Here is a 25,347-nt window from a genome sequence, read left to right on the forward strand (position 1 = left end):
TGGCGGCGGGTTCAGTCCGTCACGGCGGCGCGGGCGGCGACGAACGCGGCCACGCACGCCTCGACGTCCTCGGGGGTGTGCGCCGCCGAGAGCTGCACCCGGATCCGGGCCCGCCCGCGCGGCACCACCGGGAAGCTGAACGCGGTGACGTAGACGCCGTGCTCCAGCATCTCGGCGGCGACCCGGCCGGCCAGCGCGGCGTCGCCGAACATGACCGGCACGATCGGGTGCTCGCCGTCGAGGAGGTCGAAGCCCTCCTCGGTCATCCGGCGTCGGAACGCCTCGGCATTGGCGAACAACTGCGTCCGCAGGTCGGCGCTGCCGGCGACCAGGTCCAGGGCCCGCAGCGTCGCCGCCACGATCGACGGCGCCAGCGAGTTCGAGAACAGGTACGGACGGGCGCGCTGGCGGAGCAGGTCGACGATCTCGGCGCGGCCGGAGACGTACCCGCCGGACGCGCCGCCGAGGGCCTTGCCGAACGTGCCCGTGTAGATGTCGATCCGCCCTCCCACGCCCGCGTGCTCGGGGGTGCCGGCGCCGGTGTCGCCCATGAACCCGACGGCGTGGGAGTCGTCGACCATGACCAGCGCGCCGTAGGCGTCGGCGAGGTCGCAGATCGCCGCCAGCGGGGCCAGGTAGCCGTCCATGGAGAACACCCCGTCGGTCACGATGACGGTCCGGCGGGCACCCGCCCGGCCCGGCCCGCCCTGGGCCCCGGCCGCCCGCAGCTGGGCCTCGAGGTCGGCCAGGTCGCGGTTGCGGTAGCGGTAGCGCACGGCCTTGGACAGGCGGATCCCGTCGATGATCGAGGCGTGGTTCAACTCGTCCGAGATGATCGCGTCCTCGGGCCCGAACAGCGACTCGAACACGCCGCCGTTGGCGTCGAAGCAGGAGGAGAACAGGATCGTGGCCTCGGTGCCGAGGAACTCCGAGACCCGGCGCTCCAGGGTGAGGTGGGTGTCCTGGGTGCCGCAGATGAACCGCACCGAGGCCATCCCGAAGCCTCGATCGTCCAGCGCCTGCTTCGCGGCCGCGATGATCGCCGGGTGGTCGGCCAGGCCGAGGTAGTTGTTCGCGCAGAAGTTCAGGACCTCGCGCGGCGGCCCGCCGGCGGCGGCGCTGATGTGCGCCGCCTGCGGGCTGGAGATCTCCCGTTCCTGCTTGTACAGGCCTCCCTCGCGCAGCTCGGCGAGCTCACCGGCCAGGTCATCGGCGAACGTGAACATCTATCCTCCTGTTGCTCCTGCGTCTGCGTGCCGGTGCGCCCGGTCGCCTAGTCGAACACGGTCCAGTCGAGCACGACCTTGCCGGACGTGCCGGCGGCGGCGGTCTCGAAGCCGCGCTCCCACTCGGTGGCCGGGAGCCGATCGGTGATCACGCTCGAGATGGCGTTGTGCAACCACGGGCTCGAGGACAGCATCGCGGCCATCATGTTCCAGGTCTCGAACATCTCCCGGCCATAGATGCCCTGCAGGGTGAGCATGTGGGTGACCACGATGGACCAGTCGATGTCGATCGGGGTGCTCGGCAGCCCGAGCATCGCGATCCGGCCACCGTGGTTCATGTTCCGGATCATCTCCGGCAGCGCCTGCGCGTGACCGGACATCTCCAGCCCCACGTCGAAGCCCTCCTTCAGGCGCAGCTGGCGCTGGGCGTCGGCGATCGGTGTGGTCGCGACGTTGACGGCCAGGTCCACGCCCATGTGCCGGGCCAGCTCGAGGCGGGGCTCGGACACGTCGGTGATCGCGATGTACCGAGCCCCCACGTGCCGCACCACCGCCGCGGCCATCAGCCCGATCGGGCCGGCCCCGGTGATCAGCACGTCCTCGCCGACCACCGAGAACTTCAGGGCCGTGTGCACCGCGTTGCCGAACGGGTCGAAGATCGCGCCGAGGTCGGGCCCGATCACCTCCGGTCCCGGGTGCACCCAGACGTTCTCCTCGGGGATCACCACGTACTGGGCGAACGCGCCGTCGCGCTGCACCCCGACGCCGGCCGTGTGGATGCACAACTGGCGCCGACCGGCCCGGCAGTTCCGGCAGATCCCGCACACCACGTGCCCCTCGCCGGAGACCCGGTCCCCGGGGCGGACCTCGCGCACGTCAGCGCCGACCTCGACCACCTCACCGTAGAACTCGTGCCCGGGGACGATCGGCGCGGCGACGGTGGCCGCGGCCCAGGCGTCCCAGTTCAGGATGTGCAGGTCGGTGCCGCAGATCCCGGTCGTCAGCACCCGGATCTTCACGTCCCGGGAGCCCGGCTCGGGCTCGGGCGCGTCCACCAGGTCCAGTCCTGCGTGCGGTCCGGCCTTGAGCAGCGCCTTCATCAGCGGCTGATCCCTTCGCATCGGTCGTCTCGGATGGTGGAACGGTAACAGGGGCGCCGGGTCCGATAGATTCGAGTCGTGACGTATCAGGGAGCCGGCGGGCCGGGTGTTCCGGGGGCCCACCCGCCGCCGGTCGTGAAGACGTCGACCAAGGGACCCAGGATCCTCACGTTCGTAGGGATCGGCCTCGTCGTGGCGGCGACCGCGCTCGTCGCCATCGTGGTCTTCGCCTTCAACTGGGACCAGTCGGTGCTGAGCCCCGACGGTTCGCCCGGGCCCACCGTCGCGGTCGTCGTCGACGTTCCCGGCGAGGGCGTCGTGGAGGTCTCCTCGAGCGCCGACCATGCCGTCTACCTCACCCATCCCACCGGCGATCCGGTGCCCGAACTGGCCGGCCGGGTCCTCGTCCATGCGCCGAGCGGAGAGGTCCTCGAGCTCGAGTCCCTCGCCGTTGGCGAGACCAGCGAGGGTGGCGTCAGCGCCGAGTTCCTGGGGGTCTTCCACCCGAGCACCACCGGCGAGTACCGCATCGAGGTCCCGGCGACCCTCGACGGCTCGGCGGCCACGGTCCTGGTACGGGCCGTCCCCGGCGACTACGACGGCCTCGGCCAGGTCGTCTTCGCCGCGATCGCGGTCCCGGCCGCGATCGGTCTGGGTGCGATCGGGTTCGCCATGGGCGTCGGAGGCGGGATCTGGTGGAGCCAACGGGCCGCCGCCGGCCGGCGGGCCAGCCACCTGCGCTTGAGATCATGAGCACCCCACCGACCAGGACGTCCCTGCGCGGTCCCGTCATCCTGACGGCGGCCGGCGCGCTCGTGCTGGTTGCGGCGATCGTGGTGGCCGTCCTCGTGGTGCGGCTGTTCCTGTCGGTGCTGCCGGTGGGACTCGTCGGCGCCGACGGTGTTCCCGGGCCGGAAGCGGTCGGCGGCACCGACGTCCCCGGCACCCTGACCCTCGAGCTCGAGGCGGACACCACCTACACGATCCTGCTCGCCCACCCGAGCAACGCGCAGGCTGTTGCGCTCGGTGACGCGATCACCGTGACCGGACCGGACGGTCGACCCGCCACATCGACGATCGGGCCGTCCACGACCGTCGACAACAACGGGGTCAGCGCGCGTTCCATCGACGTCTTCACGACCGCTGCCGCCGGCGCCTACGCGATCGTCGTGCCCCCGCTCGACAATCCCGCGGCCACAGCCTGGGCCACCGTGGTCGTCGCCGAGGGCGATGAACTACCAGGCTTCATCGGCGGCATCTTCGGCACCATCTTCGGGGTCTTCCTCGCGCTCGGCCTCGGCGTCGCCGGGGTGGCCATGATCGTCGGAGGGGCGGTGTGGTGGCACATCCACTCGCGGGCCCGGCGCTCCTTCGGCGCCGGTGGCGGACCCGGCGGGTACCCGGGCCAGTACCCGCAGCCCGGCCAGTACCCGCCCAACGGCCAGTACCCGCCGCCCGGTCGCTGACCCGGCCGCACGCCGGAACGGGCGCGACCCGGAGACGGGCAGACCTCACCACGGCGATCCGTGCGTCGGACCGACGGCACGGGTAGGTTCGGCCCATGTCCCAGCCCTGGCCGGGCCCCTACTCCCCGGAGCCCTACCTCCCGCCCCCGCCGAACACCTCGACCACGGGCCCGAAGCTGGTCACCTTCATCGGGATCGGCTGCCTGGTCCTCACGATCGTGATCGTGGCGCTGCTGGTGTTCGCGTTCGCGAACCTCCCCACCGTCGGCGAGACCGAGTTCTACTGGTGGCTCGGGATCTCCGGCGCCGCCTTTGTGATCCCGGCCGCGCTCATGCTCGGGCTCACCGGGCTCGGCATGAGCATCGGCGGCGGCATCATGTGGGCGATCCGGGCCCAGGCCCGCAGCGTGTACGGCGACCGGGCGCCGAACCCGGGCCCGCCGCCCCACGGGTACCCGCCGCTGTAGGGGTCCCCGATACGCTCGGGCCATGGCCGACCTGCATGACCTGACCGCGCTCGAGCTGGCCGCCGCCATCCGGTCCGGCCAGACGTCCCCCATCGACGTCCTCGACCACACCCTCGACCGGATCTCGGCCCTCGACGAGAGGGTCGGGGCGTTCATCACCCGCACGCCGGACCTCGCCGGCGAGCAGGCGCGGGCGGCGCAGTCGCTCCTGGCCGAGCACGGCGACGATCCCGCGTCGCTCCCGCCGCTGCTCGGGGTGCCGTGCCCGATCAAGGACCTGAACCTGGTGGCCGGGGTACCGACCAGTTTCGGCAGCGCCGCTCTCGCCGGGTACGTCCCGGACGTCGACGACGGCGTCGTCATCCGCCTGCGCGAGGCCGGCACCGTCATGGTCGGCAAGACGAACACCCCCGAGATCGGCCTGCCCAGCTACACCGAGTCGGACATCGCGCCGCCGGCGCGCACGCCGTGGGACCTGACCCGCAACGCGGGTGGGTCCTCGGGCGGTGCGGCCGCGGCGGTCGCCTCCCGGATCGTGCCGATCGCGCAAGCCTCCGACGGCGGTGGCTCGATCCGTATTCCGGCGGCGGCCTGCGGGTTGGTCGGCCTGAAACCCAGCCGGGGCCGGATCAGCACCGGACCCCACGGCGTGGCCGGCCCGGGGCTCGGCACCAGCGGGGTGCTCACCCGGGACGTGCGGGACACCGCCGCGGCCCTTGACGTCCTCTCCGTCGGGTGGCCCGGCGACACCTACTCGCTGCCGTTGCCTCAGGGCGGCTTCCTCGCGGCCTGCGACACCGACCCGGGACCGGTGCGGGTCGGTGTCCTCACCCGGCCGATCATCGCGCCGGACGCCCCCGTGCACGCCGAGGCGCTGCGCGCCGTCGACCATGCCGTCCGGGTCCTCGAAGGGCTGGGCCACCACACCGACACCGCACCGGTGCCGTTCCCGGCCGAGGCCTGGGAGCCGTTCCGGGACCTGTGGTCGGTGCTCGCGGCGAGCGCGCCGATCCCGCCGGACCGCGAGCACCTGCTCGTCCCGCTGAGCCGGTGGATGCGCGAGCGCGGCCGCGGCGTCGACGGCATCACCTACGCGAACGCGGTCAGCGCCGGCCAACGGCTCACCCGGGACGCGGCCCGCGCCTGGGCGGACTTCGACGTCATCCTGATGCCGTCCCTGGCGCAGCCCGCCGAGGTGGTCGGTACCTCCCGCATCGACGACGACCCGGCTGCGGACTTCGAGGCCCAGATGGCCTTCACCCCGTGGACCAGCACGTGGAACATCATCGGGGCGCCGGCGATCTCGGTGCCGCTGCACTGGGCGCCGGCTGTGCCGGATCTGCCCGGCGGGCCGGTGCTGCCCTTCGGCGTCACGCTCGGCGCGCGCACGGGACGCGAGGACCTCCTGCTCGCGCTCGCGGCGACGATCGAGCGCGCCGAGCCGTGGCTGGACCGGCGACCACCGACCGGCTGAACCCGACCGCCGAACCCGCCCTCCGCCGTCGGGCAGGAGTGCCCATGCCCACGCGCTCGGGCGATTCCCATTCCTGGGTAAACTCCGTCCAAAGCATCCTCCAGAACCCAAGGCAGCGCACATGCTCGTATTCCTGATCATCGGCGGGGTCGGTATCGCCCTGCTCGTGGTCTCCCTCCTCCTCGGCGAGGTCCTGGACGGGCTCTTCGAGGGGATCGGCGGGGACCTGTTCTCGGGTGCCGCGCTGGCCGGGTTCCTCGGGGTGTTCGGCTTCGCCGGCGCGCTCACGCTCAGCCTGACCGACTCGGTCGGACTGGCCATCCTGTTCGGCCTGCTCTCCGGCGGTGTCGTCGGTGCCCTGACCGGCTGGGCCACCCTCAAGCTCCGGGAGGGTGGCGACGAGGCGAACGTGCGCACCGGCGACCTCGTGGGGTCGAAGGCCTCGGTGGTCACCGCCATCCCGGACGGAGGGTACGGCGAGATCACCATGGTCGCCTCGGGGCACATCACCCGCCTGAACGCCCGGTCCGCGGGGCCGGTCCCGTCCGGGGCCTCGGTCACGATCACCGGGGTGCTGTCCGCGACCTCCGTGATGGTGGAGGCGGACCTGCCCGCGAACCCCTACCCCTACCCTCAGCACCCCTAGTTCCCCGAGCACGCACGTAGTTCCGACCAGAGACATCCACCCGGCCGGGCGGGCAGATACGCCGGGCCTCCGCAGACGACCAGAAGGAAGATTCGTATGGACTTGGCGTCCCCCATCGTTCTCGTGATCGCCATCGTGGTGGTGATCGTGCTCATCGGTGGCCTCATCAGCTCGCGCTACAAGGTCGCCGGGCCGGACCAGGCGTTCATCGTCACCGGCCGTAAGGGCAAGGCGGTCAAGAACCCCGAGACGGGCCAGATCTCCACCGACCTGTCCGGCCAGAAGGTCGTCATGGGTGGCGGTGTGTTCGTGTGGCCGTTCGTGCAGCGGATCCACATCCTTGACCTGTCCAGCCGCCGCATCATGGTCCAGATCCGCGGCGCGGTCTCCGGCCAGGGCATCAAGCTGAACCTCGACGGCGTCGCGATCGTGAAGGTCGGCGGCAACGAGGACTCCATCCGGGCGGCCGCCCAGCGGTTCCTCTCCCAGCAGGACGAGATCGACATCTTCACGCAGGAGACCCTCGCCGGTTCGCTGCGGTCGATCGTGGGATCCCTGTCGGTGGAGCAGATCATCCGCGACCGTGCCGCGTTCGCGCAGCGGGTCGCCGACGAGTCCGAGTCCTCCCTCACCGGTCAGGGGCTCGTGCTGGACACCTTCCAGATCCAGGACATCACCGACGACGGCTCCTACCTCGCCGACCTCGGGCGGCCCGAGTCCGCGAAGCTGCAGCGGATCGCGTCCGTGGCCGAGGCCGAGGCCCGCCAGGCGGCCGAACAGGCTCGGATCAAGGCCGAGGAGGAGATCGCGATCGCGCAGCGGACGCTGGCCCTGAAGCAGGCCGAGATCCGCTCCGAGACCGACGCCGCCCAGGCGCAGGCGGCCGCGTCCGGCCCTCTCGCCCAGGCCGACCGGGACCAGGCCATCCTGCTCGAGCAGGAGAAGGTCGCCGTCCGGCAGGCCGCGCTGAAGGAGCGTCAGCTCGACACGGAGGTCCGCAAGCCGGCCGACGCCGAGCGGTACCGCGTCGAGACGGCCGCCGAGGCGAACCGGAACGCGGAGATCTTCGAGGCCGAGGCCAACAAGGCCGCCGCGATCGCCGCCGCCGAGGCCCAGGCCGAGAAGGACCGCCTGACCGGTGTCGGTGAGCAGTCCCGCCGGTCCGCGCTGGCCGAGGCCGAGGCGATCGAGGGGCACAAGCGCGGTGAGGCCGAGAAGGCCCGCCGTGTGGCCGAGGCCGAGGCGACCCGCGCCGAGGGTGAGGCCGAGGCCGCCGCGATCCTCGCCAAGGGTCAGGCCGAGGCCGAGGCGATGGACAAGCGGGCGGAGGCGTTCGCGCGTTACAACGACGCCGCCGTGCTGCAGATGCTCGTCGAGGTGCTCCCGCAGATCGCCCACGAGGTCGCCGCCCCGATGGCCGCGATCGACAAGCTGACCGTGGTCTCGACCGACGGCGCCGGCGCGCTGCCGAAGCAGGTCACCGACAACATGGTGCAGACCATGGAACTACTGAAGAACACGACCGGCATCGACATCGAGGCGATCCTCGAGTCGTTCGCCGTGAAGATCACGCCGGAGGGCGTGGAGCCGGCGGACGAGGCGCCCTCGCGGGGCATCGTTCGGCAGGTTCAGCCGGAGACGGACGGCGTCGGATCCGCCTGATCGGCCGGAACGGGCCGATCACGGGCTGACCGGAGGGGCGGGCACCACCACGGTGCCCGCCCCTTCCCTGTCTATGTGCGGTCGTCGGGCTTCGCCGCCCCCGGCTCGGTCCGGGACTCCTCCGAACCGCCGAACATGTTCTCCACGTCGGTGCTGGCGGGTTCCCGGGCGGCCGCACGCCGGGCCCGGAACCCCGGCTCCCGGCCGGCAGCCTCATCCGCGCGGTGTCGGCGCCGGCTCCACCGCCAGAGCAACAGCCCCGCTGCCACCACGATCACGATGATCGCGAGCACGAGGAACCCGCCCCGCTGCAGGAACGGGGTCTGCGGGCCAGGTCCCACCGCGTGCATCGAGGTGTTTCCCGGGCCCAGTTCCCAGGTGACGGTGTCCCCGGAGAGGGTGCCGTCATGCTCGGTCACGCCGTTCGGGAACGTCACCGAGAGGTGGACCGACCACGGCACCTCACTGGGCAGTTCGCCTCCGATCGTCGGGTCGAGCTCGGAGAAGTCGCCGGTCACCTCATAGTTGCCGCCGACCCGCTCGATCCGCAGGACGTCGGACGTGGCGGACCGGACCCGGTCGATCGGGACCTCGGTCAGCGTCAGCTGCATCCCGGAGAACTCACCGTCGTCGTAGCGTTCGCCCGTGACCCCGGAGTCCGGCGCCGCCGTGAGTTCGTCCTCGATCGTGTCGACCAGACCCTCCGGATCCTCACCCTGGGAGATCGCCCACGCGGTGCTGAACGCCACGAGGACCTCGCCGGAGATGGTGTCGTCGGTGTTGATGCGGATGTCACCGTCGATCTTCAGGCAACCCGTCAGCAGGGCCAGGCCGCCGAGGGCCACGAGCAGGCGCAGGAGGTTCTTCTTCACCGTACGAGTCTGGCACCCATGGGCGAGTGAGCGAGTCACGGCAAGCCACGCCGTACCGGAGGTGCCATCGGCCCTCGTGCCGTGTGGCCGAAAACAAGGAGAGTCGCACTCGGCTCGGCGACTCGGGTCACGTTCTGATCGGGCCCTTGACGCTCGCCTGCGTGCTCGACATCGGCTGACCTCCGAACCGCTGCAACTGGTGAACCACGACATCGGAGTCTTCCAGGCCTCCGGCCCGTACCCGGACAGGTTCGTGGCGGCGATCTACCGGGCCATGACCTCCGCCGACGGCAGTGAGGCACACCCGATGGTGTCCGCGACGGCGTGATCGACGCGGCCACGACGATCGCCATCGGGGTGGTGGCGCTGCGCTCGTGAGCCCGACCCACCCGGTCGCCCGCGTGCCGGGCCCACGGGAGGACGCCTGAGTGAGCCCCGGTGCGGGCGTGTGCGTGTTCGCACCCGCCCGCACACCGGTCAGGGCCATTCAGGACCCAGTGCTGCCCGAGCCGGCCACCGCCTCGCGCAACGTCCGCGCATACGCCGCGGCCTCGCCGTCGTCGGCGTAGGTCGTCCGCGGCCAGAAGAATCCCCGCAGCCCGTCCCCCTTCGTACGCGGCACCACGTGCGCGTGCAGGTGCGGGACGGACTGGCTGACCACGTTGTTCACGGCCACGAAGGTGCCCTGCGCACCGAGGGCGACCGGCACCGCGGCCGCGACCCGCTGCACGGCCGTCAGGAACGGCCCAGCCAACGCCGTCGGGAGGTTTGTCAACGTGACCACGTGCCGGGTCGGGACCACGAGGGTGTGCCCCTTGAAGAGGGGACGGATGTCGAGGAAGGCGACCGTCTCCTCGGTGCGGGCGACCACGTGCGCGGCCTCCGCGCCGGCCACGATCCGGCAGAACAGGCAGTCGCGGTCGGGCAGCGCGCCGACGGGTCGATCCGCCCCGGTCCCCGTGACGCTCACCGGGCGTGCCACTCCTCGGCCAGCAGGGCGTAGCCGTAGCCGTCCATCCAGCCGCCGGTGCGGTGCAACGAGTCGCGCACGCTGTGACTCTCGCGGCGCATGCCGACCCGTTCCATCAGCCGCCAGGACGGCGTGTTGTCCGCGAAGCAGAGCGCGGTGACCCGCCGCAGGCCGAGCCCGTCGAAGCAGATCCGGATCAGCGCGGTCACGGCCTCGGTGGCGTACCCGTGGCCCTGGTGGGCCGGGTCCATGCTCCAGCCGAGCTCCGCCTGGGTCTCCTTGGCTCCGGCGGCCACCTCGGTCTGGGCCCAGGCGTCCTCGGGAGCGAGCATCAGGTCGCCGATGACCTGCCCGTCACGCTCGATCATCAGCGTCCTGGCGAGACGGCCCGGATCGACGAAGGACGCGGTGAAGGCCTCCTTGTCGGCGTGCTGGGTGGTCATCCAGCGGGCCACGTCACCGAGGCGACGGTACGCCCAGGCGCTCGGGGCATCCGTGGCAGTGGCCGGCCGGATGCTCAGCCGGTCGGTCCGGACCGGCCAGGTGAGGCGATCGAACGTGGAACCCATGCCCCCATACTGCCGCAGCACGCCCGTCCCCAGGTGTCCCCACCTGCTGCTAACCGGTGGGCTCCTGGAGCAGCTCGGCGATCGCCCGGCCCTGGACCGGGGTGATCTCGTGCGGGCCGAGCAGGGTCTGGTAGCGGATGTGGCGCCGGTTTCGGCGCGCGATCGACTTCAGGTTCCGCTTGATCACGAAGACGTCGAGGCGCCCGTAGACGAGCAGGGTCGGCACCCGCAGTCTGGTCAGGTCGCGGTAGGTGCGGGTCTGCATGACCGTGTGTTCCAGGCTGGAGCGGAACGCGGGCCAGGTCTCCTCGGTGATCTCCATACCCTTGACCAGCGGCGCGAAGACGTCGAGTCCCTTGGCGGCGGCGATGGTCAGGTCCGGGCTGTCGGCGATCAGGTTGAAGATCGCCGAGTAGCGGTCCTCGGCCGCCCGCGCGCCGAACCACCGCGGCCGGTTGCGCCGGATGCGGCGGAACGTCGGTGCCCCGAGCAGCACCAGTCGGGTGACCAGATCCGGTCGCTTGCGGGCCACCTCCCCGGCCACGATGCAGCCCATCGAGTGGCCGGCCACCACGGACTCGCGCACGCCCAGCCCGTCCAGGGTCGCGATGACAGCGTCCGCGTGCTGCTCGACCGTGTAGTCGACCCGGGGTTTCGGGGCGTCGCCGAACCCGAGGAGGTCCAGCGCGAGGATCCGGTTGCAGGCTTCGTCGAGCTCGCGGAGCACGTACGTCCAGCTCTCATGGTTGTTGCCGAGTCCGTGCAGCAGCACGAGCGCCGGTCCGGAGCCCCGATCGACCTTCACGGGGAGGGTGGCAACGGACATCGCGGGCTTTCTCGAGACGGGAGGCGGTGCGGGCACAGGGACCGTCATCCTACGGGCCGCCGGTTACGCTGGGCCGATCGGGTGAGGGTGCCCGGGCAGGGAAGTGGACTCGTGGATCGAAGCGCGTGGGCCGCATGGCCGAGCGGCTCCGACCCGCGCACGCTCGAGCGGGATCTGCACCTGGCTCGGGAGGTGTTCCTGACCACGGGAGCCCCGACCCCGGGCGTGCGTCGGCTCGTTCTGGAGTCCTGGCGTCGGTCCCTGGAGTCCGGCGTCGACCCGGAACGGTCGGTCCCGCGCTCGGACATCGCGGCGGCGGACCTGGCCGGTTATCGGCGTGAGCACCGGCTCTCCCTTGCGATACCGGTGATCCGCCGGCTATTGCTGGACGGACTCGGCTCCGACGGGATGGTCGTCGCCCTCGGGGACACCCGGGGACGGTTGCTCTGGATCGAGGGCGACCGGGTGGCGAGGGCGGCCCTGGAGGGGATCGGCTTCGCCGAGGGCTCGAACTGGGCTGAGAACGCGACTGGGACGAGCGCACCGGGGATCGCCCTGGCCCTGGACCACGAGGTGCAGGTGTTCGGGGCCGAGCACTTCGCCGCACCGATCCAGCCGTGGAGCTGTACCGCCGCGCCGGTGCATGACCCGCTCACCGGGCGCACTCTCGGCCTGCTGGACATCACCGGCGGCCCCTCCGTGGCAGCGCCGCACATGTTGGCGCTGATCCGCGCCACGGTCGCCGCGATCGAGGCAGAACTGTGGGCGGCACCGCTGCCGGCGGCGCAGGCCCGCGAGGCGGATCTGCGGGTGCTCGGGCGACGCCGGGCCGGCCTGCGCCGCGGGCACGAGTGGACGGACCTGTCCGCCCGGCACGGCGAGATCCTGCTCGTGCTCAGCGAGACCCCGGAGCCGCTCGGGGCCGCGGAGCTCGCTGCCGCCGTGTACCTCGAGGACACCGCCGAGGTCACCGTGCGCGCCGAGATCTCGCGGCTCCGCCGGGGGATGCCCGGACTCCTGGGCGACGGCGGCCCGTACCGACTGCGCACGTCGGTGCGTTCCGACGTGGCACAGGTCCGTGACGCGGTCCGCGCCGGGGACCTGACCGCGGCGCTGGCCGCCTACGGCGGACCCGTGCTGCCCGCGTCGGTGGCCCCGGCCGTGGAGGACCTGCGCGCGGACCTCACGAACGAGATCCGCGCCGCGGTCCTCGCGAGCGCGGACCTGGCTGCCCTGGACCACTGGACCTCGGACCCGTTCGGGCGCGACGACTGGGAAGCCTGGGCGCGTCTGCGGGACCTCGCGCCGACCGGCAGCGCCACCCGCCTGCGTGCGGACCTGCGCCTGGCAACTCTCGACCTCGAGTACGGTCCCTGACCCACCCGGGCGGGTGCGGCCGGCGCCCCTCCCACCCAGCATCACCCGTTGCGGTGTGGTTCCGAGGTACCCGGTGCGTCGGAATCGCACCATTGACGATGAGCGGCGCAGCACGAGGGCAGCCGGGTTGCAACGTGGATGCAACCCCCGGATTCGTAACGTGGCTCACACGACCACCCGATGGCGGGTGGCGACCAGAACGCAAGGAGGCGCAGGGGTGACCATCTACAGCGCACCCGGTCGAGAGGGCAGCCTGATGAGCTACCGCGACCGCTACGACCACTGGATCGGTGGCGAGTACGTGCCGCCCACCGGGGGCGAATACTTCGAGAACGTCACACCGGTGACCGGGCAACCGTTCACGCAGGTGGCCCGCGGCAGCGCCGAGGACATCGAGAGGGCCCTCGACGCCGCCCACGCGGCGGCCAGGACCTGGAACAGGACGACCGCCGCCGAGCGCGCCGGGGTGCTGAACGCGATCGCGGACCGGATGGAGGAGAACCTCGAGAAGATCGCCGTCGCCGAGAGCTGGGAGAACGGCAAGCCGGTCCGGGAGACCCTGGCCGCGGACATCCCGCTCGCGATCGACCACTTCCGCTACTTCGCGGCGGCCATCCGGGCGCAGGAGGAGCACGCCACCCAGATCGACAACGACACGGTCGCGTACCACTTCAAGGAGCCCCTGGGCGTGGTCGGCCAGATCATCCCGTGGAACTTCCCGATCCTGATGGCCGTGTGGAAGCTCGCCCCGGCGCTCGCGGCCGGGAACGCCGTGGTGCTCAAGCCGGCCGAGCAGACCCCGACCTCGATCCTGTACCTGATCGAACTGCTCGGCGACATCCTGCCGAAGGGCGTCGTCAACGTCGTGAACGGGTTCGGCGCGGAGGCCGGCAAGCCGCTCGCGTCCAACCCGCGGATCGCGAAGATCGCGTTCACCGGCGAGACCACCACCGGCCGGCTGATCATGCAGTACGCCAGCCAGAACCTGATCCCGGTCACCCTCGAGCTCGGCGGCAAGAGCCCGAACGTGTTCTTCGAGGACGTGGCCGCCCGGACCGACGACCCCTACTACGACAAGGCGCTCGAGGGCTTCACGCTGTTCGCGCTGAACCAGGGCGAGGTCTGCACCTGCCCGTCCCGAGCGCTGATCCAGGACTCCATCTACGACTCCTTCCTCGGCGACGCCATCGCACGCACCGAGGCGATCGTCGCCGGCAACCCCCTGGACACCACCACGATGATCGGGGCGCAGGCCTCCAACGACCAGCTCGAGAAGATCCTCTCCTACATCGACATCGGCAAGGCGGAGGGCGCGAAGCTGCTCACCGGCGGCGGCCGCGCTGACCTCGGCGGCGACCTCAGCGGTGGCTTCTACGTGCAGCCGACGATCTTCGAGGGCAAGAACTCGATGCGGATCTTCCAGGAGGAGATCTTCGGCCCGGTGGTGTCGGTGACCTCGTTCGCCGACTACGACGACGCGATCGCGACAGCGAACGACACCCTGTACGGCCTCGGCGCCGGCGTCTGGAGCCGCAACGGCAACGTCGCCTACCGGGCCGGCCGGGATATCCAGGCCGGCCGGGTCTGGACGAACAACTACCACGCCTACCCCGCGGGGGCCGCGTTCGGTGGCTACAAGAACTCGGGCATCGGGCGGGAGAACCACCAGATGATGCTCGACCACTACCAGCAGACGAAGAACCTGCTGGTGTCCTACAGCGAGAACAAGCTCGGATTCTTCTGAGTCGACCCGCTGCGCCCCACGTCCGGGCACCGGGGTCCCGTCCCTCGGTGCCCGGGCGGCACGCACGTCGAGAGGAGAGGTCGATGTCCCGGACGATCGAGCCCGCCGAACGGGTGGCGCTGACCCCGGCAGCCGCCGAGTTGCTCACCTCCCTGCGCCGCCGCCACGGCGAACTGATGTTCCACCAGTCCGGAGGTTGCTGCGACGGGTCCTCCCCGATGTGCTTCGCCGACGGCGAGTTCATCACCTCCGACGCCGACGTGCACCTGGGTGACCTGGCCGTGAGCGCGGCGGACGGCGACTTCACGGTGCCGGTGTGGATGAGCCGGTTCCAGTTCGACTACTGGCAGCACACCCACCTGACCATCGACGTGGTCCCCGGGCGCGGCGCCGGGTTCTCCCTCGAGGCGCCCGAGGGCGTGCGGTTCCTGATCCGGTCCCGGCTGCTCAGCGATGACGAGCTGGAGCGGCTCGAGGCCGCCACGACGAACTGAGCGTGGTTGCCTACTCCTGGCCGCGCGCTTCCGCGACGGCCCGCTCCACGAGCGTGCGCAGGACCTCGACGTCCACGTCCGCCAGCCGCTTGACGTACAGGCAGCCCTTCCCGGTGCTGTGCGGGCCGAGCTCGGCGAGCAGGTCCGTCGAGTTCACGGCCCCGTCCAGGTAGAGGGTGCTGGCCGCCTTGCGCGGGGAGAATCCGATCTCGAACCAGTCGATCTCCCGCCCGCTCTCGTAGACCAGGTGCCGGTCCCCGAAACCGACGATGCTCGGTCCCCAGAGCACCGGCTCGGCGCCGCTCGCCGAGCGCATGAGCCCGACGAGTCGCTCGGCGTCGGCACGCCGGACCTGATCGGGGATCGAGGCGATGAAGGCGTGCACGTCCCCCGCACCAGGGCGGGTCTTCAACTCGGCCATGCCGCAGATCCTGCCACCGGGCGCCGACATCCGCGCGGGCTTGGTGGACAAGCAGGGCGGCCGGGCCCGTGGCGGGGCCGACCGTCCTGAGGAACCGCGGTCAGGCGTTCTCGTCGCCGACCTTGCCGTCCGCGAAGTCGCGCCCCTGCTGCACCTTGTCCGCGTACTTGCCACCGGTCTTGTCGTTGGCGAAGTCCGCGGCCCGGTCGAGGGCACTGTCCGTCCGTTCCTCGTTGCCGAGCAACTCGCCGGCCTTCTTCTTCAACTCGTCGAAACCCATCTGCATCCCTCCCGAACCCGAGCCGGGCGAGTGCCCGGTCAGGGCTGAGTCTCGACCAGGGCGGCTCGATCCGCACCCCGGATCGAGGCTCAGGCTCGTGGTCGCCGGGTCCGGCGGACGGGACGACGTCGGTGTCCAGAGGCCACGGCACTCACCTCCCCGCGAGTACCAGCCGGCTGGCCGAGCCGGAACCCGGGTCCGCCACGGCGGTCAGGGCGAGGGCGGTCCCGGCGATGCCCGAGAGCAGCCCGGGGCCGTCGTGGTCGCCCTGGTCGGGCGCGGCGGCTGGGCTGGCACAGCGGGCCGCGAGGGCCTCATGCGCCAGGCCGACGGCGGCGCTGCGGTGGTCGGCGGAGTCCAGTTGGGTGGCGGTCGAGGCGAGCAGGTCCCAGGTTCCCGCGGCACCGTGGCCGAGGCTCAGGTCGGTGGTGGCGCGTGCGGCCCCGGTGGCCGAGCGTACGGCGGCATGCACGTCGGCGAGCAGGTTGTTCCTGGGGGTCGCCAGGGCCAGACCCTGATCGCGCAGGGCGAGCAGGCGCAGCCTGGTGAGCCCGATGCCGATGGGGCCGGTCCACGGGTCGTCGGAGGGTCGGCCATCGAGTGGCGCCGAGGCGATGCCGGGTCCCGCCCCGGGGGTGGCCCAGGTGTCGGTTTCGGGCACGAACCAGGCCGACTCCCAACGCAGTCCGCCGTCGATGAGGGGGACCAGGTCCGTCGCGAGCACCGGATAGCGGGCGGCCGCCTCGGCCAGGGCGAGGATGACGCCCGAGGTTCCGTGGACGAGCCCGGTCCGGGCGCGACCGTCGGTGCCGGGCCAACACACGGTCCCGGATGGCAGGCGCCGGGCGCCGGCGCGCAGGCGCCGGGTGGCGGCCGAGACGGCGGTGGCGGGAGCGTCACAGACGAGCAACCCGAGCAGGTGACCGGCCGTGCCGGAGGCGAGATCGTGCCGCCCCGGCGCGGTCCGCACGGCGCCCGCGGCACGGCGGGCCCGCTGCCGCAGCTCGGGGGAGTCGGCAGCCGTGCCGACCCGGTGGGCGGCGCAGGCAACACCGGCCAGCCCGGTGAGCAGGCCCGGGGCGCCGTCCCGGATGGCACCTTCCAGGGCTCGGGTCGAGGCATCCACCGCGAGGTCGAGCAGGTCGGACCGGTCGAGCGTGCGGCCCAGCTCGGCCAGGGCCCAGGCGGTCCCGGCGTCGCCGTCGTCGACGGCGTGGGGTGAGGCGCCGCGGACGGTCCGGCCCCGTGGCGAGGACCGGTGCCAGGTGGGTCCGGAGCCGCCGCGCACCACACCGGCGTGCAGTTCGTCGGCGAGACCCCGCGCGTACGCCAGGAGGTCCGGTTCGTCGAGCGCGGTCACAGCCATGGTTCGTCCCAATCTGCGCTGTCGCGGACCCGGTGTGGCCGGCGGAGGTCGATGCCCTCCCGGGCGAACGCGGTACGGGTCCGACGGATGAGTTCGGGGGTCGCCGGGAACGGGTCCTCCAGCAGCGTCCGAGCCAGGAGATGGCACCGGAGCTCACCGAACGTGGGCCCCGTGGCCGCGGACTGACCGACACCGACCCCTGGTCCGAGCCGCAGGGTCAGTGCCGGGGTGGCCGGCCGCAGCAGTGGCGCCAGGGCCTCCACGAGGTCACCGATCAGGCGGGTGCCGCGCATGAACGCCCCGACCGGGACCGTCAGGTGGGTGGCGTCCGGGCGCCCCGACGCCTCCCGGTCGGCCGGGGTCTCCAGGGCCCACGGTTCGTCCCAGGCCCCGATGCGGGCGGTGACGGCCCGCACCAGGTCGGGCAGGGTGTCCGCGGGAGCGTTCAGGTGGATCCGGAGCAGGTTCGTGCCCGAGCCCTGCAGGCGCGGCCCCCAGCCGGACCCCCAGGTGCGCCAGCGGTCGCCGACGGTCCGCGCCGCCAGTTCCCGCACCTCGACGGCATCGGTGGTCTCGACCTCGCGGCCGCCGGATTTGCCGAGGATGTTGGCGGCGACCGTGCTCCGGGGACGACCGGCGTCGGCCGGCTGCCACGCGTAGCCACCGGCCGCGGTGCGCCACCCGACCGAGGGACGCCACCGGTCGAATCCTGCGTGGGCGACGCGCAACAGCCCGGCCAGCGGGGGTTCGGCGGGGTCGGCGGCAGGCACCGGAGCGGCCGGCGCGTACCAGTCCCGCAGCAGGTGCTCGGTGAGCTCCGCGACGCCATGCACCCGGCCGAGGATGAGCATGCGCCGGACCATCGTGATGGCAGCCCCGAGCTCGTCGACGGCCGTGGTCGGTTCCACCATGGTGGTGCGCATCGGGGGCTCCCATCACGGCCCCGGAGTGGGGCCGGCACCTGGAGATGAGCGGCCGCGACGGTTCCTGATACGTCGCGGCCGGCATCCGCCTCCGAACCGCGTGTATCAGACCCGACCGGAGCGCCTCCTCGTCAGCAGGTCCGGACCCGCACCGACCCTGGTCGGGCGCGAAGCGCCGCACTAGGCTCGAATCGCGCACGTCCCCGGAACGCATACCCGTCGCAGTACCCGTCGAGACAACAGGAGAACAAGGACGTGAGTCAGAACATCCCAGGCGAGGCCGGTGTCCCCCTGGTGTCCGAACCCCCGATCGGTCTGCCGAACGCGTCCTGGGAGCGCTACCGGGCCCGCGTCCTGGATCCCTCCACCGCGGTCCAGCGAGCGGGTGAGGCGGCCCTGCACCCGACCGTCTACTCGGTGGACTCGGTCCTGATCCGCGGTGCCGCCGTCGAGGGCGCCCTGAAGGCCCTCGGCAACGTCGCCCGGGAACTCGGCCTCGGCCTGGTCACCGACGACGAGGCGAGAGCCGAACGTGAGTACCTCGGCCGACCCGAGTTCGGGCCCGAGGTGCGCGGCCTGATCGAGGAGAACTGGGTGGAGAGCGCCCGGGTGGTCCGACTGGACCCCGCCGCCCCTGCCGAGCCCGTGGACGCGTGGCGCCTGGTGCAGGCCTACCGGGCCGCGACCGGGCGCGCCGACGAGGTGGCTCTCGACCACCTCGTGTTCTCCGCGACGGACATCGGCGGCACGCCCTACACGATCCCGCACGTCGCCGGTGGTGCGCCGCACGACATCTCCTCCAGCGGCGGCGGCACCCCGTACACGATCCCGCACAGCAACAACGGGCTCTCGACCTACGCCATGCCCGGTTCCGGCGGTCGCCAGCCGGTGGCCTGGCTCGGTCCCGAGCCTGCTCCACGCAACGACCCGACGGTGCACCGGCCCGTCGTGGCCGTGCTCGACACCGGGGTCGGCGAGCACCCCTGGCTCGGCTCGGACGTCGTCATCCGTGACCCCGAGGTCCTCGGCCTGCCCCTCGGCCTCCCGCGGCTCGTGCCGGACACCGAGGAGACCGGCACCGCGAACCCGCTCGTCGGCGGGCTCGAGGCCGACGCCGGTCACGGCACGTTCATCGCGGGGCTGATCCGCCAGCAGTCCGCGGACGCCCGGATCCTCTCGGTCCGGGTGTTCCGGGGCGACGGCGTGGTGGCCGAGTCCCAGCTGGTGCGCTCGCTGCGCCGGCTGGTGCTGTGGCAGGTGGTCGCGATGGCGTCCGGCGACCCGGACATGCCGCCCGTCGACGTGGTGTCCCTGTCGCTCGGGTACTACCACGAGCAGCCGGCGGACCTCGCCTTCGACCCACTCCTGTGGTTGCCGCTGAAGGCGCTCGGAGCCCTCGGCGTGACCGTCGTGGCGGCTTCGGGCAACGACGCCACCACGCGGGAGATGTTCCCCGCGGCGTTCGCCGACTACCCGGGGGGCCCCGCGCGGACCGCGCCGGACGCGTTGGCGCTGCAGGCCGTCGGCGCCCTGAACCCGAACCGCACCACGGTGGCCCTCTTCTCGAACGAGGGACCGTGGGTGCGGCACCGCCGGGTCGGTGCCGGCCTGGTCAGCACGTTCCCGACCACGATCAACACGTCGCTGAACCCGGTCGCGTCGCTGGCCCACGAGGGCAGGACCCGGGCCACCATCGACCCCGACGACTTCGCGTCCGGGTTCGCCACCTGGAGCGGCACGTCCTTCGCCGCCCCGGTGTTCGCCGGTGAGGTCGCGGCCGCCCTGGCCGAGCTGTACGCGGGCGGCGCCGACTCGGCGAAGGCGGCCGACGCCGTCGAGCGGGGTCGTAAGGCGCTCGCGAACCTGCCCGGCGCGAGCGCCACGGACGGCGGTGCTTCGCGATGATCGAGGCCAGCCCGGGCGAGACCCTCGTGGTCCGAGCCAGCGCGGCGTTCGAGCGGTTCCGTGGCGGTGACCGCGCCGCGTTCGACGACCTGGTCGGCATGCTCACCCCGTTGCTGTGGCACACCTCGCGTGGGCAGGGCCTGGACCGCACCGAGGCAGAGGACGTGCTGCAGACGGTCTGGCTGAGCCTGGTCCGCAGCGCGGCGTCGGTGCGGGATCCGCGCACGGTCGTGAAGTGGCTGTTGGTGACCACCAAGCGGGAGTCGTGGCGGGTCTCCCGAGCGCGCGGCAACGAGCTGGCGCACACCTCGACGCCACGGGCGGACGCCGAGACGGACGAGCTCGACCGGGTCGCGGTGCCGGCCGAGGACCTGCCCGAGCATGTCGCCGTCCGCAACGAACGCGACCTGCGGCTGTGGCACCACGTCCGGGAGCTCTCCGACCGATGCCGTGAGCTCCTGCGCGTGATCGCCTTCGCCGACCGGCCCGACTACGCCGCGATCGCCGAGGCGCTGGGCATGCCGGTCGGCAGTATCGGACCGACACGTGGCCGGTGCCTGGCCCGGCTGCGTGCGAAGCTCTCGACCGACCCGGGGTGGGTGTCATGACGGACAAGGAACGCTGGACCGCCGCGGAGGTGGCCTCGGCCGCCGAACCCCTCGACGACCGGGACGCGGCGATGCTCGCCGGACTGCGCCGGTTCTACGAGGAGCAGGACCCGGTCCCGGACGGGCTCGTGGACCGGCTCAAGTTCGCCGTCGCCCTGTCCGAGCTGATGACGGAGGTGGCCGAGCTCACCCGGGTGCCCACCGTCGCAGCCGGGGTCCGCTCCGAGGTCGCGGTGACCCGCACCCACACCCTGACGTTCTCGGCCGAGTCCCTGACGGCGATGGTCACCGTGGGGCACAGCGGCACCAGCGCCCGCCTCGATGGGTGGATCGCCCCGCCGCGCGAGCTCGCGGTGCGCCTGCGGATGGACGGTCGCGAGCTGAGCACCCGCAGCGAACCGACCGGACGGTTCGTCTTCGACAACGTCCCCGAGGGCTTCGTGCAACTGGTCTTCGAGATCGGCACCACTACGGTGGTGACACCGCTCTTCGAACTGTAGGAGCCGAACCCTCCGGAGGCCCGCAGGTGCTCGACCTGGACCTGGCAGAGCAACGACTCACGGAGGGGCTCGGGCGCAACGCCGAGGGCCACTCCGCGGCGGCCGCGCGGATGCTCCGCGACCTGGTCCGCACGGTCGAGACCGCCGCGGACCGGAGACCGGCCGCCGAGCTCGTGCTCGCCCGGGCCTACGTCGGCCTGGCCACCTCCACGTTCGACACCGATGCCGACCTGACCGCGGCCCAGACGCTCCTGCGCCGGGCCGCCGACCATGCCGAGGCGGCCGGTGCGGACGCCGTGCGGGCGGCGATCCGTGGACAGCAGGCGCTGCTGCTGATGCGGTCCGGGCGGCTGGCCGACGCCGCGGACGCGTTCGGGCGCGCCATGGAGCTGATCGATGTCGCCCTGCCGCGGGACCAGGTCCGGATCCTGGTGAACCGGGGCACGCTCGCCCTGGAGTTCGGCCGGCTGGACCAGGCGCGCGTGGACCTGCGCGCCGGCGTGCGGATCGCCGCCGCCGAGGGCGATGTGCTCGTCGAGTCGATGGCCCGGCACAACCTCGGCTACACCGACTTCCTGGCCGGGAACCTGCCGCGGGCGCTGGCGGAGATGTCCGCTGCCGCGGACATCGCCCCGGGCGGGCGCACCCCGGTGTTCTACCTGGACCGTGCCCGGGTGCTCCGGGAGGCCGGTCTGGTCCGGGACGCCGACGTCGCCCTCGCCTCCGCGGCGGAGGAGTTCCGGGCGGACCGGCGCGGCCAGGAGCTGGCCGAGGTGGAACTGCTGCGCGCCGAGTGTGCGCTCGTCGAGGGCGCCCCGGACCGTGGGCGCACGCTCGCCCTGGGCGCCGCGAGGCGGTTCCGTCGCCGCGGCAACGTGATGTGGCAGCGACGCAGCGAGTTCGTGGCCCTGCGCTGCGAGCGGGCGCTCGCCGCGGAGTCTCCGGCTCGGCTGTCCCGCCTGGCGACCCGGATCACCGACTTCGTCGAGACGGTCGCGGCGGAGGGGCGCCGGGACCTCGCCGACGCCGGTGGCCTGCTGCTGGCCGGCACCCTGCTCGCCGCGGGCGAGGACCCGGTCCGTGCCGGCGCCGAGGGGGCCGAGGGTGCCGAGGGTGCCGCGAAGACAGCGTCGCTCGACGCCGTGCTCCGGCTGCGCCCGGACGACACGTTCCGGACGCGCATCGAACGGCGTGAGGTGCGGGCCCAGCTCGCCCTCGCCCGGCACGATCCCGCGCGGGCCCGGCGTGAGGTGCGGGTCGGCCTCGCCGAGCTGACCGATCACCGGGCCAGGTTCGACTCCCTCGACCTGCGCACCGCCGCGGCCGTGCACGGGTCGCGCCTGGCCGGCCTCGGCACGGCGCTGGCTCTCGCCGACGGCGGTGCGGCGCGGCTGTTCGACAGCCTCGAGTGGGCCCGGTCGGTCCTGGTCCGGGTGCCGGGCGTGAGTGGGCCGGCGGACCCGGAGGGAGCCGAGTTGCTCGGCGCGCTGCGGCGTGCGGAGGAGGAGTCCCGCGACCTGATCGGTGAGCCCGAGCACGCCGCCGAGCGGGCGCGGCTGCGGGAGCGGGTGGCCGACCTGCAGCGTCAGATCCGGTCCCGGGCCTGGGAGCGCGACGGCGCGGCTCCGGTCGACACGGAGGTCGTCACCCTCGGGCGGGTCCGCGAGGTGCTGCGGACCGATCCCGGCGCCACGCTCGTGAACTTCGGTGCGTACGGCGGCCGGTGGTACGCCGTGGAGGTCACCGCCGGCCGGGCCCGGGTCCGCGAGCTCGGATCCACCACGCAGGTGGCCGAGCTGATGCGGCGGGTGCGGGCCGATCTCGACGCGTTGGCGCTGCCGCTGCTGCCCGAGCCGATCGCGAGCACCGTCCGGACCGCGCTCGCGGACGAGCTGGCCCAGTTGGACGAGATCCTGCTCGCCGGCTCCGGGGCGGGCGGGCCCCTCGTGCTCGCGACCGGTGGGAATCTCGCGGCGGTGCCCTGGACCCTGCTGCCGTCCCGGCGCGGACTGCCTACCGTCGTCGCCCCGAGCGCAACGATGTGGTGGCGCGCCTGGCGGGCCGGCGTGCGTCCGGACCGGCCGTCGGTGCTGGCTGTCGCCGGTCCCGGCCTGGATCGAGCCGAGGACGAGGCCGCCCGGGTTGGCGCGGCCTGGCCCGGCGCCGAGGTCCTCGGTGGGGTCGGCGCCACCGCCGCCCGGGTGCGCACGGCGCTGGCCGACCACGACGTGATCCATGTGGCCGCGCACGGGGTGCACCAGTCCCAGAGCCCGCTGTTCTCCTCGCTGCGGCTGGCGGACGGCCCGTTGTTCGCGCACGAGCTCGAGGACCAGAACCTGCGCGGCGGCTGCGTGCTCATCTCGGCGTGCGAGGCCGGGCTGGTCAGCGTCCGGCCCGGCGACCAGCCGCTCGGGCTCGCGAGCGTGCTGCTGCAGCTGGGCACGCGCGCCGTGGTGGCCGGGGTGGCGAACGTGAACGACCGGGCCGCGGCGGACGTGATGACGGACGTGCACACACGCCTGGCGGCCGGTACGGACTCCGCGACGGCGCTCGCTGCGGCCCTGGCCGACCACGACGGCCCGCCCGCCCCCTTCGTCTGCTACGGCAGCGCCTGGTAGCGGGCGGATCGGGTCACGTCGGCCGCCTCACCACGGGACCACGCCGAAGCGGTCCGTGAACGTCCCGGTGACCCCCGGTCCCGCCTGCGCGGCCGCGACGATGGCGTCCGTACCCTCCATGAGGGTCTGGGTGCCCTCCGGGCTCATGTCGGTCGCCGTGTACCCGGGGTCCACGAGGTTGAACTGCACCTGCTCGATGGCACGCGCGTACTGGGTGGTCATCATGTTCAGGGCGGCCTTGGACGAGGTGTAGACGAGGCCTGGATCGCGTGCTCCATGCGCCTGGGGTCGGACGTGACGGCGATCGAACCGAGGCCGCTGGAGACCATGACCACCCGGGGGCGCCGGGCGGCGCGCAGCAACGGCAGGAAGGCCTGCGTCACCCGGACCGGACCGAGCACGTTCACCCCATAGGGGCCGAGGAAGTCCGCCGCGGTGGTCCGCGCCGGGTCGCCGGTCGCGCCGAGCACGCCGGCGTTGTTGACCAGGACGTCGAGGTGGTCGTGGTTCGCGCGGACCTGTTCGACGGCGGCCGTCACGGAGTCCTGCGACGTCACGTCGAGCGCGACGGCCCTCACGTCCAGGCCCGCGGCGACCAGGTCCGCCGCCGCGGCGTCGCCGCGCCCGGGATCGCGGGCGCCGAGCAGGACCCGCCAGCCGAGCTCGCCGAGGCGGCGAGCGGTGGTGAGCCCGAGGCCACGGTTGGCGCCGGTGATCAGCACCGTGGTCGCCTCGCCGGCGGGCTCGCGGGCGTCGGGTCGATGGTCGACGGCGGAGGTCAGGTGGGTCGGTCGGCCTGCGGTGGTCGAATCGGTGGTTGCCATGGCCCCACCGTTGCTCCGGGGTCCGGGTGGGTCCAGGTAGCGCGGATCCTGGGAGCCGCGGTACCAGGATCCGCGACCGTCGACCCTCGCGGTGGCAGCCCGCCGGGGGGCATGCTGGTGGGCGTGAACCGCAACGAGCTGGCCGCCCTGCTGCGCCGAGCCCGGGAGCGGGTGCGCCCCGAGGACGTCGGCCTGCCGGCCGGGTCCCGGCGTCGGGTGCCGGGCCTGCGCCGGGAGGAGGTCGCCCAGCTCGCCGGGCTGAGCGTGGAGTACATCGTCCGGCTGGAGCAGGGCCGCGGGCCGCACCCCTCCACGCAGGTGCTGCAGGCGCTATCCCGTGCCCTGCGGCTGCCCGATCCCGAGCGTGACCAGTTGTACGTGCTCGCGGATGCGGCGCCACCGCGACCGGGACAGATCCAGATGACCGTGCGGCCCGGCCTGCTCCGGCTGCTCGATCGGCTCACGGACCTGCCCGCCCTGGTGCTCTCCGCGAAGAGCGACGTGCTGGCCTGGAACCCGATGGCCGCGGCGCTGCTCGGGGACCTGTCCCGGTGGCCCGACCGGGAGCGCAACATCATCTGGCAGCGGTTCCTGGGCACCGGGCCCGGGCGGGTCGCGATGGCTCCGGAGGAACGGGAGGCGGTGAAACTGACGTCCGTGGCGACCCTGCGCACGGCGATGGCGCGCTACCCCGAGGACCTCGCGTTGCTGCGCCTCATCTCCGGCCTGCGCCGCGGTAGTGCGGAGTTCGAACGACTGTGGGGCGAGGGGCACACCTGCGACTGGCGCTCGCTCACGACCACGGTGGACCACCCCGACCTCGGCAGGCTCGTGCTCGACTGCGACACCGTCTCGATGCCCTGCGCGGATCAGAGCATGATCATCTACTCGGCGACCCCCGGCACGCCCGCCGCCCAGGCGCTCGCGCTGCTCCGGGTGACCGAGTCGCAGGACCTCGCCCCGACCGGGGCGTCGTACTGAACCCATCGATCCCGATCAGAGTTGAGTG

Annotated in this window: 27 protein-coding genes; 15 read left to right on the forward strand and 12 right to left on the reverse strand. The window is 72.7% G+C overall.

The genetic code is table 11. From position 1 onward, the window contains the following. Positions 1-11: 11 nt before the first annotated feature. Together EXU48_RS02515 and tdh are read right to left on the reverse strand one after the other, a co-directional pair. Positions 12-1,226 carry a glycine C-acetyltransferase gene (locus tag EXU48_RS02515; protein WP_133105974.1) on the reverse strand — a complete coding sequence of 405 codons (1,215 nt, stop codon included), beginning with the start codon at positions 1,224-1,226 and terminating at the stop codon, positions 12-14. A gap of 47 nt (positions 1,227-1,273) precedes the next feature. Beyond that, positions 1,274-2,326, reverse strand: a complete 1,053-nt coding sequence (gene tdh, locus EXU48_RS02520; protein WP_133105975.1) for an L-threonine 3-dehydrogenase — start codon at positions 2,324-2,326, stop codon at positions 1,274-1,276. Between the two features lie 78 nt (positions 2,327-2,404). Here tdh and EXU48_RS02525 point away from each other — a divergent pair, with 78 nt between their 5' ends. The 6 genes from EXU48_RS02525 to EXU48_RS02550 all read left to right on the forward strand — a co-directional run bounded on the left by EXU48_RS02525 (position 2,405) and on the right by EXU48_RS02550 (position 8,041). Continuing rightward, a complete protein-coding gene (locus tag EXU48_RS02525; protein WP_133105976.1) occupies positions 2,405-3,079 on the forward strand; it encodes a hypothetical protein in 675 nt (224 codons plus the stop codon). Next, the gene (locus EXU48_RS02530) at positions 3,076-3,792 is read left to right on the forward strand and encodes a hypothetical protein (protein WP_133105977.1); all 717 of its coding nucleotides are present in this window, start codon (positions 3,076-3,078) and stop codon (positions 3,790-3,792) included. The genes EXU48_RS02525 and EXU48_RS02530 overlap by 4 nt, the downstream gene beginning before the upstream one ends. 95 nt (positions 3,793-3,887) lie before the next feature. Continuing rightward, a complete protein-coding gene (locus tag EXU48_RS02535; RefSeq protein WP_133105978.1) occupies positions 3,888-4,259 on the forward strand; it encodes a hypothetical protein in 372 nt (123 codons plus the stop codon). Positions 4,260-4,281: 22 nt separating this feature from the next. Beyond that, the gene (locus EXU48_RS02540) at positions 4,282-5,733 is read left to right on the forward strand and encodes an amidase (protein ID WP_133105979.1); all 1,452 of its coding nucleotides are present in this window, start codon (positions 4,282-4,284) and stop codon (positions 5,731-5,733) included. A gap of 121 nt (positions 5,734-5,854) precedes the next feature. Next, positions 5,855-6,379, forward strand: coding sequence for an NfeD family protein (locus EXU48_RS02545; protein WP_133105980.1), 525 nt, complete (start codon positions 5,855-5,857; stop codon positions 6,377-6,379). A gap of 96 nt (positions 6,380-6,475) precedes the next feature. Continuing rightward, a complete protein-coding gene (locus tag EXU48_RS02550) occupies positions 6,476-8,041 on the forward strand; it encodes a flotillin family protein (protein WP_133105981.1) in 1,566 nt (521 codons plus the stop codon). 71 nt (positions 8,042-8,112) lie between these two features. On the opposite strand, the gene EXU48_RS02555 is transcribed toward EXU48_RS02550, so the two are convergent. Further along, a complete protein-coding gene (locus EXU48_RS02555) occupies positions 8,113-8,913 on the reverse strand; it encodes an LppM family (lipo)protein (RefSeq protein WP_133105982.1) in 801 nt (266 codons plus the stop codon). A gap of 199 nt (positions 8,914-9,112) precedes the next feature. On the opposite strand from EXU48_RS02555, the gene EXU48_RS25275 reads away from it, so the two are divergent. Beyond that, positions 9,113-9,241, forward strand: coding sequence for a hypothetical protein (locus EXU48_RS25275; RefSeq protein ID WP_268958136.1), 129 nt, complete (start codon positions 9,113-9,115; stop codon positions 9,239-9,241). 159 nt (positions 9,242-9,400) lie between these two features. On the opposite strand, the gene EXU48_RS02560 is transcribed toward EXU48_RS25275, so the two are convergent. Genes EXU48_RS02560 through EXU48_RS02570 form a run of 3 tightly spaced genes read right to left on the reverse strand, consistent with a single transcriptional unit; the run spans position 9,401 to position 11,278 of the window. Then, the gene (locus EXU48_RS02560) at positions 9,401-9,883 is read right to left on the reverse strand and encodes an HIT family protein (RefSeq protein ID WP_235856796.1); all 483 of its coding nucleotides are present in this window, start codon (positions 9,881-9,883) and stop codon (positions 9,401-9,403) included. Next, positions 9,880-10,452: a GNAT family N-acetyltransferase gene (locus tag EXU48_RS02565; protein WP_133105984.1), complete on the reverse strand. Its 573-nt coding sequence runs from the start codon at positions 10,450-10,452 to the stop codon at positions 9,880-9,882. The genes EXU48_RS02560 and EXU48_RS02565 overlap by 4 nt, the downstream gene beginning before the upstream one ends. A gap of 49 nt (positions 10,453-10,501) precedes the next feature. Then, positions 10,502-11,278, reverse strand: coding sequence for an alpha/beta fold hydrolase (locus tag EXU48_RS02570; RefSeq protein WP_165962660.1), 777 nt, complete (start codon positions 11,276-11,278; stop codon positions 10,502-10,504). A 111-nt stretch (positions 11,279-11,389) separates the two neighbouring features. On the opposite strand from EXU48_RS02570, the gene EXU48_RS02575 reads away from it, so the two are divergent. From EXU48_RS02575 to EXU48_RS02585, 3 genes are all read left to right on the forward strand, one after another. Then, positions 11,390-12,655 (forward strand): GAF domain-containing protein, encoded by a 1,266-nt coding sequence (locus EXU48_RS02575; protein WP_235856797.1) that lies wholly within the window; start codon positions 11,390-11,392, stop codon positions 12,653-12,655. A gap of 217 nt (positions 12,656-12,872) precedes the next feature. Further along, positions 12,873-14,399, forward strand: a complete 1,527-nt coding sequence (gene exaC / locus EXU48_RS02580) for an acetaldehyde dehydrogenase ExaC (RefSeq protein WP_133105986.1) — start codon at positions 12,873-12,875, stop codon at positions 14,397-14,399. 83 nt (positions 14,400-14,482) lie between these two features. Continuing rightward, positions 14,483-14,893, forward strand: coding sequence for a DUF779 domain-containing protein (locus EXU48_RS02585; protein ID WP_133105987.1), 411 nt, complete (start codon positions 14,483-14,485; stop codon positions 14,891-14,893). Between the two features lie 10 nt (positions 14,894-14,903). Here the strand turns inward: EXU48_RS02585 and EXU48_RS02590 are convergent, their stop codons facing one another. The 4 genes from EXU48_RS02590 to EXU48_RS02605 form a co-directional block, all read right to left on the reverse strand. Continuing rightward, positions 14,904-15,314 (reverse strand): DUF1801 domain-containing protein, encoded by a 411-nt coding sequence (locus EXU48_RS02590; protein WP_133105988.1) that lies wholly within the window; start codon positions 15,312-15,314, stop codon positions 14,904-14,906. 100 nt (positions 15,315-15,414) lie between these two features. Next, positions 15,415-15,594, reverse strand: a complete 180-nt coding sequence (locus EXU48_RS02595) for an antitoxin (RefSeq protein ID WP_133105989.1) — start codon at positions 15,592-15,594, stop codon at positions 15,415-15,417. 151 nt (positions 15,595-15,745) lie between these two features. Continuing rightward, positions 15,746-16,960: a lanthionine synthetase LanC family protein gene (locus tag EXU48_RS02600; RefSeq protein ID WP_133105990.1), complete on the reverse strand. Its 1,215-nt coding sequence runs from the start codon at positions 16,958-16,960 to the stop codon at positions 15,746-15,748. Continuing rightward, the gene (locus tag EXU48_RS02605) at positions 16,951-17,883 is read right to left on the reverse strand and encodes a T3SS effector HopA1 family protein (protein WP_133105991.1); all 933 of its coding nucleotides are present in this window, start codon (positions 17,881-17,883) and stop codon (positions 16,951-16,953) included. Before EXU48_RS02605 ends, EXU48_RS02600 begins: the two co-directional genes overlap by 10 nt. Before the next feature lie 255 nt (positions 17,884-18,138). Between EXU48_RS02605 and EXU48_RS02610 the strand changes: the two genes are divergently transcribed. From EXU48_RS02610 to EXU48_RS02625, 4 genes are read left to right on the forward strand one after another with little or no spacing between them, the layout of a single operon-like run. Next, positions 18,139-19,788 (forward strand): S8/S53 family peptidase, encoded by a 1,650-nt coding sequence (locus EXU48_RS02610; RefSeq protein ID WP_133105992.1) that lies wholly within the window; start codon positions 18,139-18,141, stop codon positions 19,786-19,788. Next, entirely contained in the window at positions 19,785-20,396 is a 612-nt protein-coding gene (locus EXU48_RS02615; protein WP_133105993.1) for an RNA polymerase sigma factor, read from the forward strand. Before EXU48_RS02610 ends, EXU48_RS02615 begins: the two co-directional genes overlap by 4 nt. Then, positions 20,393-20,896: a carboxypeptidase regulatory-like domain-containing protein gene (locus tag EXU48_RS02620; protein ID WP_133105994.1), complete on the forward strand. Its 504-nt coding sequence runs from the start codon at positions 20,393-20,395 to the stop codon at positions 20,894-20,896. Before EXU48_RS02615 ends, EXU48_RS02620 begins: the two co-directional genes overlap by 4 nt. Before the next feature lie 26 nt (positions 20,897-20,922). Beyond that, positions 20,923-23,514 carry a CHAT domain-containing protein gene (locus tag EXU48_RS02625; protein ID WP_133105995.1) on the forward strand — a complete coding sequence of 864 codons (2,592 nt, stop codon included), beginning with the start codon at positions 20,923-20,925 and terminating at the stop codon, positions 23,512-23,514. A 27-nt stretch (positions 23,515-23,541) separates the two neighbouring features. On the opposite strand, the gene EXU48_RS24935 is transcribed toward EXU48_RS02625, so the two are convergent. Together EXU48_RS24935 and EXU48_RS02630 are read right to left on the reverse strand one after the other, a co-directional pair. Next, the gene (locus EXU48_RS24935; RefSeq protein ID WP_235856798.1) at positions 23,542-23,739 is read right to left on the reverse strand and encodes a Rossmann-fold NAD(P)-binding domain-containing protein; all 198 of its coding nucleotides are present in this window, start codon (positions 23,737-23,739) and stop codon (positions 23,542-23,544) included. Between the two features lie 2 nt (positions 23,740-23,741). Beyond that, positions 23,742-24,338, reverse strand: a complete 597-nt coding sequence (locus EXU48_RS02630; protein ID WP_235856799.1) for an SDR family NAD(P)-dependent oxidoreductase — start codon at positions 24,336-24,338, stop codon at positions 23,742-23,744. A gap of 123 nt (positions 24,339-24,461) precedes the next feature. Here EXU48_RS02630 and EXU48_RS02635 point away from each other — a divergent pair, with 123 nt between their 5' ends. Further along, positions 24,462-25,319: a helix-turn-helix transcriptional regulator gene (locus EXU48_RS02635; RefSeq protein WP_207947587.1), complete on the forward strand. Its 858-nt coding sequence runs from the start codon at positions 24,462-24,464 to the stop codon at positions 25,317-25,319. The last annotated feature ends 28 nt before the right edge of the window (positions 25,320-25,347 follow it).

This window comes from Occultella glacieicola, assembly GCF_004353825.1.
In the GTDB taxonomy this organism is placed as follows: domain Bacteria; phylum Actinomycetota; class Actinomycetes; order Actinomycetales; family Beutenbergiaceae; genus Occultella; species Occultella glacieicola.

Bases quoted from the DNA above. Each gene is read 5' to 3' on its own strand.
- EXU48_RS02515 (WP_133105974.1), bottom strand. From the start codon at position 1,226: ATGTTCACGTTCGCCGATGACCTGGCCGGTGAGCTCGCCGAGCTGCGC.
- tdh (WP_133105975.1), bottom strand. From the start codon at position 2,326: ATGAAGGCGCTGCTCAAGGCCGGACCGCACGCAGGACTGGACCTGGTG.
- EXU48_RS02530 (WP_133105977.1), top strand. From the start codon at position 3,076: ATGAGCACCCCACCGACCAGGACGTCCCTGCGCGGTCCCGTCATCCTG.
- EXU48_RS02535 (WP_133105978.1), top strand. From the start codon at position 3,888: ATGTCCCAGCCCTGGCCGGGCCCCTACTCCCCGGAGCCCTACCTCCCG.
- EXU48_RS02540 (WP_133105979.1), top strand. From the start codon at position 4,282: ATGGCCGACCTGCATGACCTGACCGCGCTCGAGCTGGCCGCCGCCATC.
- EXU48_RS02545 (WP_133105980.1), top strand. From the start codon at position 5,855: ATGCTCGTATTCCTGATCATCGGCGGGGTCGGTATCGCCCTGCTCGTG.
- EXU48_RS02550 (WP_133105981.1), top strand. From the start codon at position 6,476: ATGGACTTGGCGTCCCCCATCGTTCTCGTGATCGCCATCGTGGTGGTG.
- EXU48_RS02565 (WP_133105984.1), bottom strand. From the start codon at position 10,452: ATGGGTTCCACGTTCGATCGCCTCACCTGGCCGGTCCGGACCGACCGG.
- EXU48_RS02570 (WP_165962660.1), bottom strand. From the start codon at position 11,278: ATGTCCGTTGCCACCCTCCCCGTGAAGGTCGATCGGGGCTCCGGACCG.
- EXU48_RS02585 (WP_133105987.1), top strand. From the start codon at position 14,483: ATGTCCCGGACGATCGAGCCCGCCGAACGGGTGGCGCTGACCCCGGCA.
- EXU48_RS02590 (WP_133105988.1), bottom strand. From the start codon at position 15,314: ATGGCCGAGTTGAAGACCCGCCCTGGTGCGGGGGACGTGCACGCCTTC.
- EXU48_RS02595 (WP_133105989.1), bottom strand. From the start codon at position 15,594: ATGGGTTTCGACGAGTTGAAGAAGAAGGCCGGCGAGTTGCTCGGCAAC.
- EXU48_RS02600 (WP_133105990.1), bottom strand. From the start codon at position 16,960: ATGGCTGTGACCGCGCTCGACGAACCGGACCTCCTGGCGTACGCGCGG.
- EXU48_RS02605 (WP_133105991.1), bottom strand. From the start codon at position 17,883: ATGCGCACCACCATGGTGGAACCGACCACGGCCGTCGACGAGCTCGGG.
- EXU48_RS02615 (WP_133105993.1), top strand. From the start codon at position 19,785: ATGATCGAGGCCAGCCCGGGCGAGACCCTCGTGGTCCGAGCCAGCGCG.
- EXU48_RS02620 (WP_133105994.1), top strand. From the start codon at position 20,393: ATGACGGACAAGGAACGCTGGACCGCCGCGGAGGTGGCCTCGGCCGCC.
- EXU48_RS24935 (WP_235856798.1), bottom strand. From the start codon at position 23,739: ATGATGACCACCCAGTACGCGCGTGCCATCGAGCAGGTGCAGTTCAAC.
- EXU48_RS02630 (WP_235856799.1), bottom strand. From the start codon at position 24,338: ATGGCAACCACCGATTCGACCACCGCAGGCCGACCGACCCACCTGACC.